This window comes from Bacillus sp. IT-79MI2, from assembly GCF_949768135.1.
GTDB lineage: Bacteria > Bacillota > Bacilli > Bacillales > Bacillaceae_G > Bacillus_A > Bacillus_A pseudomycoides.
This window is the reverse complement of sequence record NZ_CATKPV010000046.1, coordinates 77,374-90,399: the sequence shown is the minus strand read 5'-3', so window position 1 is coordinate 90,399 and position 13,026 is coordinate 77,374. Positions and strand designations below refer to the sequence as shown.

11 protein-coding genes and 1 riboswitch are annotated in these 13,026 nt (G+C 33.6%); of the genes, 3 read left to right on the top strand and 8 right to left on the bottom strand.

Annotation, left to right across the window (positions count from 1 at the left end; translation table 11 throughout):
- Positions 1-303 precede the first annotated feature (303 nt).
- Positions 304-867 (bottom strand): undecaprenyl-diphosphatase, encoded by a 564-nt coding sequence (locus ACM6HU_RS04630; RefSeq protein ID WP_016114351.1) that lies wholly within the window; start codon positions 865-867, stop codon positions 304-306.
- A gap of 682 nt (positions 868-1,549) precedes the next feature.
- Complete coding sequence (locus ACM6HU_RS04625; protein ID WP_033671108.1) at positions 1,550-2,146, bottom strand: DedA family protein; 597 nt, start codon at positions 2,144-2,146, stop codon at positions 1,550-1,552.
- A gap of 636 nt (positions 2,147-2,782) precedes the next feature.
- Between ACM6HU_RS04625 and ACM6HU_RS04620 the strand changes: the two genes are divergently transcribed.
- Entirely contained in the window at positions 2,783-3,184 is a 402-nt protein-coding gene (locus ACM6HU_RS04620) for an SMI1/KNR4 family protein (RefSeq protein WP_016114349.1), read from the top strand.
- A gap of 81 nt (positions 3,185-3,265) precedes the next feature.
- On the opposite strand, the gene ACM6HU_RS04615 is transcribed toward ACM6HU_RS04620, so the two are convergent.
- Together ACM6HU_RS04615 and ACM6HU_RS04610 are read right to left on the bottom strand one after the other, a co-directional pair.
- Entirely contained in the window at positions 3,266-4,978 is a 1,713-nt protein-coding gene (locus ACM6HU_RS04615; RefSeq protein WP_044880802.1) for an MFS transporter, read from the bottom strand.
- 74 nt (positions 4,979-5,052) lie between these two features.
- Positions 5,053-5,595: a PadR family transcriptional regulator gene (locus ACM6HU_RS04610; RefSeq protein WP_077295100.1), complete on the bottom strand. Its 543-nt coding sequence runs from the start codon at positions 5,593-5,595 to the stop codon at positions 5,053-5,055.
- 293 nt (positions 5,596-5,888) lie between these two features.
- Here ACM6HU_RS04610 and ACM6HU_RS04605 point away from each other — a divergent pair, with 293 nt between their 5' ends.
- Entirely contained in the window at positions 5,889-6,350 is a 462-nt protein-coding gene (locus ACM6HU_RS04605; protein ID WP_016114346.1) for a hypothetical protein, read from the top strand.
- A gap of 44 nt (positions 6,351-6,394) precedes the next feature.
- On the opposite strand, the gene ACM6HU_RS04600 is transcribed toward ACM6HU_RS04605, so the two are convergent.
- From ACM6HU_RS04600 to ACM6HU_RS04585, 4 genes are all read right to left on the bottom strand, one after another.
- Positions 6,395-7,657 (bottom strand): MFS transporter, encoded by a 1,263-nt coding sequence (locus ACM6HU_RS04600; RefSeq protein ID WP_016114345.1) that lies wholly within the window; start codon positions 7,655-7,657, stop codon positions 6,395-6,397.
- Positions 7,658-7,884: 227 nt separating this feature from the next.
- On the bottom strand, positions 7,885-9,501 hold the full coding sequence (locus ACM6HU_RS04595) for a YndJ family protein (protein WP_414848014.1): 1,617 nt from the start codon (positions 9,499-9,501) through the stop codon (positions 7,885-7,887).
- Positions 9,489-10,118 carry a DUF4166 domain-containing protein gene (locus ACM6HU_RS04590; RefSeq protein ID WP_016114343.1) on the bottom strand — a complete coding sequence of 210 codons (630 nt, stop codon included), beginning with the start codon at positions 10,116-10,118 and terminating at the stop codon, positions 9,489-9,491. The genes ACM6HU_RS04595 and ACM6HU_RS04590 overlap by 13 nt, the downstream gene beginning before the upstream one ends.
- A 4-nt stretch (positions 10,119-10,122) precedes the next feature.
- Complete coding sequence (locus ACM6HU_RS04585; RefSeq protein WP_414848013.1) at positions 10,123-11,031, bottom strand: DoxX-like family protein; 909 nt, start codon at positions 11,029-11,031, stop codon at positions 10,123-10,125.
- A 214-nt stretch (positions 11,032-11,245) separates the two neighbouring features.
- Positions 11,246-11,432, top strand: a riboswitch (Lysine riboswitch).
- Between the two features lie 232 nt (positions 11,433-11,664).
- On the opposite strand from ACM6HU_RS04585, the gene ACM6HU_RS04580 reads away from it, so the two are divergent.
- Positions 11,665-12,894: an aspartate kinase gene (locus tag ACM6HU_RS04580; protein WP_016114341.1), complete on the top strand. Its 1,230-nt coding sequence runs from the start codon at positions 11,665-11,667 to the stop codon at positions 12,892-12,894.
- Positions 12,895-13,026 lie beyond the last annotated feature (132 nt).

The following is a 13,026-nucleotide window of genomic DNA, read 5'->3' as shown; positions in this document are numbered from 1 at the left end:
TAAAAGAGAAAAACAAAAAAAGTTGTCCAAACACCTTGAGTTAGGGCAGTCTTTTCTTAGGCACAAATATTTTCTATTTATAAAACTAAGCTTCTCTTATATACTTTTAATCCATACCTAAAAGCCCCCTATTTAATTAGGAGGCTATCAGTCTTTTAATCTTATAAAACACACTTCCACAGTTTGTAGGAATACTTCTTCAATACACACTTACTAAAAATCGTGTAACCATGTTTCTGCTTTTATCTATTCTCTTATGCGCATGAAAGCTAGCACTCATCCAACCGACTCGACTCTTTTTAGCTAGTTTTCCCCTTGAAAAATAGGCTTTGCAATCAATGTAGAAACAGGACGTATTTTAAATACAACATACTGCGTAAATAATGCTATCAATACTCCATGTACAATTCCTGCAATTACATCAAATGGATAATGCACTCCTACCCATACTCTCGAAAACGCTACAACGAGTGCTAAGAAAAACCAAGTATATTTAAAGCGATAGGCAGATAATAATAGTGTAGCTGCAATTACAATAGCTGATGTTGCATGATCACTTGGAAAAGAAGAATTGGCAGCATGATCTACGAGTTGTGTGATGTTATGTGAGATAAAGGGACGGTCTCTATAAATAAATAACTCAATAAATCTATTTATGGAATAAGCTAAAGTAAACGCAACAATCGATTGAAAAGCCATTACACGAAAATTAGGTTTATTCTTTATCCATAACAGGATGAGTAGCAACACGAAAGCATATTGTACATATTCTGCAAATACAATCATTACATTATCTATTAATGGATATTCCTGTACTTTACTATTTATAAAGTTGAACCATTCATAATCTAAATCTTTAAAATTCATTACATAATCTCCTTTAATGCTTTAGTCCACTCTACATTTTAACAAACTCTACCTTATTAAATGATTTTTCATAGGATTCTAATAAATTCTTATTATATTTTTTATTGTTTTCCACCTACAAATCATATCCTATTCAATTTTAAATAGATTACTCACAATGTACTATCTTATTTTGTGACATAAACATTACATTTTTGTAAGGTTCTTTTTTCATTTTGATAGTTCAACTTATCTGAAATTTTATAAAAAAAATTCAATGTTAACAAACACACTAACATTCACATTCATTATAGGATTACTCCTTACTTAAATCAGCAAAAAGAGGGACCCAAAAATAAAAATAAATATTATTAGGCTGATATTGCAGTTGTTGTAATACTAACGATTTGTGGCTTGTATAAAGAATACAATGAAGAGATTAAAATTAGTAATGAAGACAAGACCATAATTCAACAAGCTATATGCTGATTATTTATTTTATAATGAGGCCATAATTCGCATCGTCAGACAATGAAAGATTACATGATTTGAATAGAGAAAAGACCGACTCACGCATAGAAGTCGGTCTTTCATTTTGTCAACAAAATCAATAATATAATAAATTCTTGTCATTATTTGCAGGCAGTACATATCGCTAATTTGCATATGCTTTAAAATAATATTTATTATGATTATCCATCGCTCATCGCCTATCTTTTTTGAATCGAAAGTATAAAACAGCCAAACATGCAATAATCAATAATAAAATCACAAGAACAAAACCATAATGGTGAACATAATGTCCTACCTGACGCCATTTTTCTCCGACCACTAACCCTAACTTAATAAAAGTGAAACTCCATAATAATGCTCCCGAATACGCATAAAGGCAGAATGCCGAAAATCGATAGCGGGAAATCCCAGCTAAATAGGCAGTAACATGTCGAACTCCGGGAATAAAATAGCCAATAAACAATAGAGCAGGACCAATTTTTTGGAATAAAACCTGCGTCCGATTTATTTTCTTTTCTGTAATATGTATTTTCGGACCAAATTTTTTCAAGAATGGAATCCCGAGTTTCACTCCTAACACATAACTAATAGAAATACCAATTGACGATCCAATCCATGCACTTAGTAACGCAAGCAGAAATTTCATTTTTCCCTTATATACATAGTATCCTACAAACGTTAATAGCGTTTCATCAGGTATCGGTAATCCGATAATTCCCCCCACCAAAGCAATAATAATCCCAAAATATCCGAAATGCGAAATGAGATAATGCAATTGTTGTTCTATTTGTAATCACCATCCATACCAATTGCGAACTGGTATCTCAATCATTGAGACACTTTTCAAACAAAAAACATTATATACCTCCTAGTATTATTCCAATAAACCCCATTAAAATTCTAACCGTATAACTTACTTCCAAATATAAAGTGAAACTTCCATCAGTGGGAGTCTTCACTTCCCCGCAGATGGTTAGCTGAACGAATCGAGCTTTTACGAGATAAAATGTGGTACTAAACTTTTTTCTATATTTTCAAAATGAAATTGTATGGATTTTTCTTTTTTATCCAATATAGTTAATTTAAACAGGAATTTTGTATTATGCTAATAATAGCCTCTATTCCATTGTGTTTATCTCTAGAACTAGTAATATAAAAGATAAATAAGCGAGTCACATAAGATTTATGGTTTATAAGAAAAATCAAAGTTAACAAAACAGATAAAGTGAAACTTTAATCAGTGGGGGTTTTCTTCATCCCCCACTGATTATTAGCCTTCACCAATCGGGCTTTTACGGGCAGTTGATCCCCCACCTACCTTCCTTGTTTCTCTCCGAATCTTGAGGTGGGGATCTTACTGCCCGTTAATGCGGGGTAAATTTATAATATGTGGTTACACAAAAAACGTTTGGAGTGTTTACAAATGGTATACAAAGATATTATTAAAAAGATTCATGATGCACCTACTGATTATGATTTTAGTACATTAACTGATTCTATTATTGAGGAAGAATCCATGCTTAACGGTGTACCCCAAGATTATATTTCCTTCTTAAAGGAAGTGGGCTATGGATCTGTTTCTAATTCCTATTTTATGTTCTACGGAGGACTTATCGAAGCAGATGAAATATATGATGCGGATGACAATCCAGAACTGAAAAATGTTTTACTATTTGGTGATAACTTTGCCGGCGATGCTATAGGCTTTCATATAACAAATAACTGGGAAATTATTGAGATTTGGCATGAAGACGTATCAATCGTACCAAGGGAGGAAAAGAGTTTTACAGAATTGGTTCAAAACATATTTTCGAAAGAGCTTTAAGTTAGTAGTTACTTGATATAAAACAGAAAAACATTCCACTAATGCAGCTGCGGAATGTTTTTCTCTAATTAAACTTACTTTCTAGCCTTTACTCATTAAAACCTTTCTTCTTTTACCAACCCAGGGCTTCCCTTCATAAAACACCAAACTCACCAAACCACAAATCAAAATGATTGGTACACTCAGTTTATATAAATCTGTAAAACTCATTGCCATCTTGCTTTCTGCATAATGACTAACATCATTTGAGAATGCGAGAATCTCTCCTCTTACTTTTTCTTGTTTTTCCTCAATTATTTTTGTTACTTGCTTTGTAATTCCCTCTCTTTTTACCTCTCTATATTCCACTGGAACTCCGTTTAAGGCTTCGTTCACTTTTTCATGAATCAATTTCTCTTTTTGTTCCTTGCTCAAGCCGAGATCGTCTTCACTTTGTTTCTTTTCAGCATTTGATTCTAAACTTTTATCTCGGATTTTTTCTTTTGTTATTTGCAATATTTTTTCTTGCTCAACCTGATCCACATGAATATCACGAACTTTTTCTTCAGCATAACTGTAAACCTTATCTTTATTTACAGATAGATTCTGAGTTAAAGTTGATACAAATATAGCAACAGCTAATACAATCCCTACTTGTCTCAACATCGATACAATGCTTTGGGAAGCGGTTAGTAATTCCCCTTCAAATGAAGAAGCACTTAAAATCGTAATGGGACCTACGACTAAACCATATCCAACACCCAATATCATACAAGGAACAATGATATCTTTACTCGTTGAATCTACTCCAATCATTTGTAACCAATAATAAGCTAAGCTCATCACGATAAAACCCGATAAAATAATAAACACTTTTCCTAGCTTCTTAATCAACAAAGAAGCAAATGGGGAAACAACAAATATCATCGCTGAAATAGGCGTAACTACAAGAGCTGCTTCCATTTCTGTTCGATGTTGTATTTTTGTAAGAAAGGTTGGGAGTAATACAGTCACTCCAATTAAAAACAAATTGCTTAATATGACAACAATAGCAGCTCCAACAAACGTTCGATCTTTAAATAGTTGTAAATTCACCATAGGCGCTACGGCTTTTCTTTCGACTACAATAAATAATAGGAAAGAAATAATACTAGTAATATAGCAAATCCACGCTAAAATACTCAGCCATCCCCATGTATTTCCCTTTACTAATACGAGGGTGAAAAAGAAAATTGCTGAACTACTTAGTATTAATCCTATCCAATCAATTTTCGATACAACTCGTTCTTCATTTTTTATTTGTAGCATAATAAAGCATAAAACAATCCCAATAATACAAATTGGAATATTGACAAAGAATACCCATCTCCATCCTAAATTTTGTGTAATAATCCCGCCTATTACAGGGCCAATCGCAGCTGATAAACCTTGTGTTACTCCTAAAATACTAAGCGCAATATGCCTCTTAGCTAACGGAACTGCTGATACTCCAATTACCATACTCGTCGGAAATAAAATTGCAGCTCCTATACTTTGAATAAAGCGAGAAAATATAAGGAAATCTCCTGTATTCGCAAAGGCACAAAGCGCCGATCCACCACCAAAAACGATTAAACCAATGATGTACATCTTAGCCTTTCCAAAAATATCAGCAATACGTCCTAACGGGATTGCTAGCACCGCAATTGTCATTGTATACACATTTAATATCCAAGACATTTTTTCTAATGACGTATTTACACTAGACTGAATTGCCGGTAAAGCAATGTTCATAATGGTTGTATCAATCATACAAAGAAAAATACCTAAACACATCAAAAATACAATCTTAATTCCCTTTGATTGCTCCGTATCAATCTCCCCCTTTTATTTACCTTGAACACTTCTTTTTACTCTTTCATTTCATTAGTCTCTTCTTTCAGTGCAAGCTGGGCTAATTTCTTCTTTAATGTCTCGACTTGCGCAGTATACGATGCAATACCAACATCAAGAGAAATCTCTTCTGCAAAAGTAATGCCTTCCTTCCACTTCTCATACTTCAAGCGAAGATCGGCGATATACGTTTCTTTTCTTTCAATTTCTTCTTCAATCCACTTTTTCATCGTATTTGTATCACTATAGTCTCCAAAATACATACGCATTAGAAAATCAGAACGTAGAACATCCTTCTCTACATCAGTCTTCATATATTGATAAAACTCTTCTCTTCCTTCATCCGTTATGAAGTACATTTTTTTATTTGGCCTTCCTTCTTGCATGATTACCTCTTTTTTAATCTTCCCTTCCTTCTCTAACTGCCTTAAAGTTGGATAGATCATACCGAAGCTTCCATCAAAAAAATGAGCGAACACATCTTCAAATACAATTTTTATATCATAACCCGACAGCTCTTTTTCCATCAATAGCCCTAAAACAACGTCTCTTCCCTTCATCATAAACACCCCATAAGTTTAATATAATCAATAATCATATTAACAATGTTAATATGATTATTGATTATATATTATATTTTAAAATTTGTAAAATGTAACCAGTTATTTCGTATTCTTTAAAAAATTTAAATACAAAAAAGACTGTGTAGAATTTTTTCTGCACAGTCTTTTTTGACACTGATATATCCACTTTTCTATAACTGCTAAATCAAATATACATGCATAACTTCTTTAAAATTAGAAAATGCTAACAAAATCAAAACTATCCGCTATAGCGAATTGGAGAATTGTACATGAAAAGAAAAATACTATTCTTACTTACCTTCATATATTTCGTAGTTCCACTTCAAATAAGCGCTTTTACTTTCACAGGACTCCCTGCTACATCAAAATCTACACAATGGTATATTAAAGTTGATAAGACTAAAAATCCTGAAATAGTACAATCAAAAGAAGATACGTTTCATACATACAGTTTACTTGTAAAAAATATCGGTAAAGACGTATCTAATGTATCCGTTGAGATACGCGACAATAACCCAAAATCCAAAGCCTCTTTCAAGCCTTTCAACAAGTCTGATATGAGTGTGTCATATAGTCAAACTAGTTTTACACAAATGAAATTCCCATTATATGAAGACGCCAATTCATTTGACATTGTTATTAGCTGGGAAGAAAATCAATTTAGTTATAACGGTCACCCAGAAAAAGCAGAAAAGGAATTCACACAAACATTCGTATTTCATGAACAGTAAGCTCTGCCATTTGGCAGAGCTTACTTATTTTTTGTAAACATATATTAATCAAATTGACGAATACTCGGAACAAGTAGTGCGATTACTACTACTACAATTGCTGCAATGGCTAAAATCGTAATCGTCACAGTACCACCAATTATATTCGCCAACCAACCGACAACTAAATACCCTAACGGTAATAATGCAAAAGACCCTAACATATCAAGACTTGCTACTCTTCCGAATGCCTCTTCTGGCACGAGTTCTTGTAAGCTCGTTTCCCATATTAGACCAAAAATCATAATCCCAAACCCTTCTAATGCCATTAACCCAATTAACCCTGGAGCCCATGAAACAAAAGGCATTATTAAAAGTGCCGCCCCACTAATGAAGACACCGCCATAAGCGAGTAAGCCTCGTCTATGCCACCTCTGTCTCCCGCCAAAAATAAGAGCTGCAACAACGGCACCTCCTCCAGAACATGCCATTCCAAGACCATAGACAAATGGTTCAAAGTGATGATGTACATTAAATAACCAAGGGATTAATACAACGATAATTCCTGCGTAACAAATATTAATAAATGAAAATGCTAAAATTGTAATCCAAAGCCAGGGATGGCTTTTTAAGACAACAATGCCTTCTGTAAAATCTTTTTTGAAATTCATTTTTTGATTTGTCTGTTCCTGTACTTTTTTAGCTGTTACATCTTTTAAAAATAATAAACATATAAAAGACAACAAATAAGTCAATGCATCTAAACCAAATCCAATTCCAGCCGATGCAACCGAAACAATAAGACCACCAAGCGCTGGACCTATTAAACGGACACCTTGATTACTCATTTGTGTTAATGCGTTAGCTGCATTGCGAATTTCCGGTACAAACACCTTTGCTCGCACTGCTGAATATGCCGGTTGAAACAGGCCTTCCATTAGTCCATATACTGCTACTAATACATATAGAATATTGATTGTTAAAGTGTCTGTAAAAATAAGTGTCGCAAGTGTTATCATCACTATGCATCGAACAATATCAGTAAATAACATTAATTTAACTCGATTCATGCGATCAACGATTAACCCAGAAAACGGTAAAATAAGAATATTCGGAAGCATATACATAGCCATCGTCATTCCCATAACAACCGTTGATCCTGTTAGCGTATATACAACTACAGGTAGAATCACCATTGTAACCGAACTTCCAAGTACCGAAAGCAGCTGACCAATCCATAAGAAAGTAAACTGTCGTGACTTTGTAATTGGTAATAATAACGTATTTACATAACTAGAACTCTTTTCTTTCTGTATCTCTCCTTGCATATGTATCCCCTCTCCCTAGACATCTTCCTTCTTTTTCCTTTTATTATAACATTTAATTTTCTCCCTTTTCTTACAATTGAGTTTTTAGATGCACAAAACATCAATACATTTCGATTTACAACTGAATTCAATTCATGAAATACACTATATAATAAGGTATCCCTTACCATTACACACACATAATACAAGGTTCATAATATTCCCCAAGCCTTGTACACAAACATATTTTAATGTCTATTCTCCCTCATTCTCTCAATCTCATAATCAATCTCTAAAAACCTCACACAAAACACCCACATTTGATGGTGCGCTGTCAAAATCTGATCAGTTTTTTCTTTTATCGTAAAAGTCTCAGCTAACGGTAATCGAATCGTAAAGAAAGGGGTATGTAAATAAATCCCTTCGTCTCCTTTTGTACTCTCTCTTAACTGACTAGTAATGATAAGATCTTTGTTATCATTACGTAATTTTAAAATACCCGTCATATTAGAAAATGGTAGCGGCAAAGCAATATTCATATATGTATCTCCGCTATATGTATGCTGCGAGTAAAGAGCTACAAAGATTGTTTCATCCTGTTCATTTTTTCGAATCCATGCTCTCACATCTTCTCTACCATCTCGTTCACCTTTTATCGCAATGATATTACCATGCATGACTTCCCACCTATTTCCCATTCCTAAATGAATTTGCTGTACATGTCTACTTATTTTTTCATAGAGAAAAGCAAAGGGACGAAACCAATGAGACCACTTAATATTTGCTTTTAATTGAAAATTTTTCGTACGCTCATAAAAATCAATGATAAGTGGAGATACTTTTCTTTCATCAAACTGCATACTATGAAAATCACTCATTTGATCTATAAGACCTGTATGCATCTTCTCCTCTATAAAATCTGTTCCTCCTACTTTCATCTTCCCTTTGATACGACTCATCGGTTTTCCATAATGAATGTAAGCTGGCACATTCTTTTCAATCATCCAGCCAATAAAAGCGGGCAATGTTACACCAATTCCATTCATAACACCATGAATCCAAACCATTTGCGTAATTGTGATTGTCATAACTTGTTTAAAGTTTCCGTATGAATATACGAGCGAAAACAAAATTGTTATCATAAGTGTACTCGATGAAATGATTAGAAGAATTTTTGCAATTATCGAAGTGAATTTTGTTTTCCATACATAAATACTATAAGCATAAAGTGAAATGAGATAAACTAATACCGCATAAAATTCGAATGTTCTTGAATAAGTAATACCAATCGCTACTGTCATCGGTGAAATAACAATAATAACCGTGATAAATTTATATAGTTTACTTTTCTTTTGTTGCTTTCTCCCAAGTAAACCTACAGATAAAGGTAGTAAAAAGGCTGAATAATGAAAGTGAGCTGCTGTAAGCAAAACAATATCTGAACTAAACTGCATAATGGATATATTCGCTACAGAGGCAAAGAACCAAAAACCCCCTAAAAACAAATAAATAAACCCACTATCAATTGCCGTCTCTTCTAACGGCTTCCATCCTCTTTCTAACAATCTACTTACACCGAATAACGCAATAATGCCTGTATATATCAACCAAATAATTGCAAACAAAAAATAATCTGTTATAAAAGCAAGCGTTGCACTGATTGCAGCAACTGGATAAAATAACGATACAAGTTTATAAAATGACACCTGAGATCCATCTCTTTTCTCCTTATCAACAATACAAAGTGCCATTGGTATGAATAGGAGAATAGATAGTAATATAATTGATTCAACAGGATTTAATTTCGACCATTCCAATATAAGAAAAATCATATAACAAATAAGGCCAAGAATTATATTTCCCATCTAGTCTGATCCCTTTCTACAAACGTTCCCTTATATGAGAAAAGCGGGCCAAACAATGGATTTCGTACTTGAACATGAATTTTGTAACAGTTTAATACATCATCATAGCTCTCTATAACTTTCGCCTCTCCATATAAAAATTTGGGTAGTGATATTTTCTTCCCAAGTATGTAAAACCATTGTTTTTTTGATGAGATATGCATTGCTCCTTCTTCATCAACATAAAACGCAAGTGTTGATACGAGCAAATGCGGTTCACCAAAGTAATCAATAATTTCATTCTGTTTTGTATTCAGGTACATAACGGCATTGAAATAACGTTTTTTGTTATCAAACCGAAACATCCGATTCCACCTTACAAAAACATTTCCTTTCGCATCCTCTTCAGCAATATTATGTATTGTAAACGGTACTTCTTTTCCTCTTTCTGAAAAGAACATGTGAAACTTAGATGCAACTCTTAAAAGCATTTTGACAAGGAACGATCCCTCATCAATTTCATCCATTTTCCCTTCACCCATAAAACTATTGTTTTCCGTAATTGCATAACGTTTTTGTAATTTTGGATGTAGCTGCTGATAAGATTCTCCTAATAATAGTTCATAGATGCTAGCCACGCATTTACCCCCTTCTTTTTCTCTTACAATTTTTCGCTCTTGGTAAATCACTACTGTTCATATACCCAATAATTGATAATCCAATTAATATAAAATTTAAGGAAATGGGGTTAAATGGTTGGATAAAACTCAAAATATTTGTGAATCCTGCTACTATGGTTAAACCAATTAAAATAATAATGTGCAGCAGCAATAACTTCTGTTTTTGAAACGGCAGCAACCACATGATCCCGAATCCTATTTCTAAAAAGCCAATTATTTTAAGAGCAAGAATGCTATTTTTGTTTAAACCAATAAATACAGAAAACATCTGTACCTCTTCTGGGTGATTAAATAATACTTTTGGCATAAGCCCTTGATACATCCATACAAAAGAAAGTAAAAAACAAATAAGCCAATACGTAATCGATTTTCTTATTAACAAGCGAGGATGCAACCCTTTTTCTAACCATAATTTTAAAGCATCAAAGCTCCATGCTGTCGCCCATCCTAATAGCGGCCGAAATACATATGAATCTATAATTCTCCCTACACCACCAAATCTCGTCTCATAATCATACTGCGTTTCAAAGCAAATCTTTTCTCCATTCGGTGTATATTTCCAATAACCTCTTCCTATTTGTATCAATGAAAGTCTATTGTCTGTCCAAAATTTTAACGAAGATATTCTTTCTCCTGTTTCCTTTTGGAATTCCCCTACCGATTCCCCTTCACCAACTATTTCAAGCCCGAAACCGATTTTCGTTTTGTATAAAAAACGTTGTGGTTCATCATCTTGTTTCTCTAAATATGATATTTCGGTAAACCGAGCATCCCACTCTGTATGTAACATTGGATCTTGTGTATACTTCCAGAGTTCATCCATCGATGTTTCCATTTCTGTTTGAACATAAATCGGTTTCTGCTTCTTCATCCACTATCCTCCAATCACTCTATATCTATATCACTAATGTATATGTAAAAAATGGTTCCCGCTATATTTTTCAGATAATTCTTTTATTAAATTCTCTCTAAAAAAAGATTCAATTTTCAAAATATTAATAAAGCACTTGATTTCCTAAAATATTTTAATTATTATAAAACAAATGTTACCAAACAACTTCATAAACCAAACACTCTCGCCCAAAACGTGAGATAGAGGTTGCAACGCTTATAAGTATTCTAAAGGAGACACAGAGATGTCGATGAATTTAGAAAAAAGGAAGTGTTGCCGAAATTAATAAATTTCTCTGCATTTATTAATTGGGGCTGTTTTCGAATAGAAACAGAACTGTCATATGTACAGACGTGTATATATGAAGAGCTATCTACAAAAAAGAGATATCATGTTTTATATGGTATTCCTTTTTTGGCGGTTTTTTTATTAGCTCCTTTTTCTGTTTCCCTTTTCCTGTAACAGCACCATCCTCACCTATTTGAGATGGTGTTTTTTGTTTTTCTTTCCGGTAACTACAGGAATACTGGGGGATTTATACATTTCTCTCTTATATGTTTTTTATACCTTTCCTAATTTATAAATAAAAACGGACGAAAGAAGGAATTTGTAATGGAAACGATTGTTCAAAAATTCGGTGGTACTTCTGTCGGAAGTATCCAGCGCATTCAACATGTAGCAGATTTAATTATTGAGGAATACGGGCAAGGTCATAGCGTTGTTTCTGTTGTTTCTGCAATGGGAAAAAGTACGGATGAACTCGTTGCACTCGCTACCGCTATTACAGAAAATCCAAGTAAACGCGAAATGGACATGCTTCTAACAACTGGCGAACAAGTAACCATTTCACTATTAACAATGGCATTACAGACAAAAGGGTATAATGCCATTTCACTAACTGGTTGGCAAGCTGGCATTACGACAGAGTCCGTACATAGTAGCGCACGGATTACTGATATTCATACAGAACGCATTCAATCACATTTACAAGAAGGTACGATTGTAATTGTTGCTGGTTTCCAAGGATTAAGTGAAGAAAACGAAATTACCACACTTGGCCGCGGTGGTTCTGATACAACTGCTGTTGCATTAGCTGCTGCACTAAAAGCGAAAAAATGTGATATTTACACAGACGTAACAGGTGTCTACACGACTGACCCACGCGTTGTAAACAGTGCCTATAAACTCAATGAAATTTCTTATGATGAAATGTTAGAGCTCGCAAATCTTGGTGCTGGTGTACTGCATCCACGTGCTGTTGAATTCGCGAAAAATCATAACGTAGTTTTAGAAGTTCGTTCAAGTATGGAACAAGAAAACGGAACAATTGTAAGGGGAGAATGTAACATGGAACAACAATCAATCGTAAAAGGTATTGCATTTGAAGATAATATTACACGCGTAACAATTAAAGGATTAGAACAAGGAGTACTTTCAACTGTTTTCTCTACGTTGGCTACCGCTCACATTAACGTTGATATTATTATTCAAAGTATTACAAATGAAGGTACTGTACATCTATCCTTCTCTATTCATTCGGGTGACTTAAGAGAAACATTAGAAGTATTAGAACAAAATCAAGAAGCACTTCACTATGAATCTGTAGAATATGAAAATCATCTAGCTAAAGTGTCTATTGTTGGATCTGGCATGGTATCCAATCCAGGTGTTGCCGCTGACATGTTCTCTACATTAAAAGACGAAAATATCCATATTAAAATGGTAAGTACATCTGAAATTAAAATATCTGTTGTTATTGATCGTCTACACTTAGTCGATGGTGTAGAGGCACTCCATCAAGCATTTATGGCTAAAATTGAACCATTAGTACAAATGAATTAATTTGATTATCAAAATAACAACAAAGAATAGTTCTTTGTTGTTATTTTTTATCTAGCAAAATAGTATTATGTTACACTATTACATGTGAAATATTTTCCAAAAGTCTTTCTAACAGATTCGAAAAACATGTAA

Excerpts from the sequence above, each read along its gene's own strand:
- ACM6HU_RS04585 (WP_414848013.1), bottom strand. The coding sequence starts at position 11,031 with ATGAAGAAGCAGAAACCGATTTATGTTCAAACAGAAATGGAAACATCG.
- ACM6HU_RS04595 (WP_414848014.1), bottom strand. The coding sequence starts at position 9,501 with ATGGGAAATATAATTCTTGGCCTTATTTGTTATATGATTTTTCTTATA.
- ACM6HU_RS04580 (WP_016114341.1), top strand. The coding sequence starts at position 11,665 with ATGGAAACGATTGTTCAAAAATTCGGTGGTACTTCTGTCGGAAGTATC.
- ACM6HU_RS04610 (WP_077295100.1), bottom strand. The coding sequence starts at position 5,595 with ATGAAGGGAAGAGACGTTGTTTTAGGGCTATTGATGGAAAAAGAGCTG.
- ACM6HU_RS04620 (WP_016114349.1), top strand. The coding sequence starts at position 2,783 with ATGGTATACAAAGATATTATTAAAAAGATTCATGATGCACCTACTGAT.
- ACM6HU_RS04630 (WP_016114351.1), bottom strand. The coding sequence starts at position 867 with ATGAATTTTAAAGATTTAGATTATGAATGGTTCAACTTTATAAATAGT.
- ACM6HU_RS04615 (WP_044880802.1), bottom strand. The coding sequence starts at position 4,978 with ATGTGTTTAGGTATTTTTCTTTGTATGATTGATACAACCATTATGAAC.
- ACM6HU_RS04605 (WP_016114346.1), top strand. The coding sequence starts at position 5,889 with ATGAAAAGAAAAATACTATTCTTACTTACCTTCATATATTTCGTAGTT.
- ACM6HU_RS04600 (WP_016114345.1), bottom strand. The coding sequence starts at position 7,657 with ATGCAAGGAGAGATACAGAAAGAAAAGAGTTCTAGTTATGTAAATACG.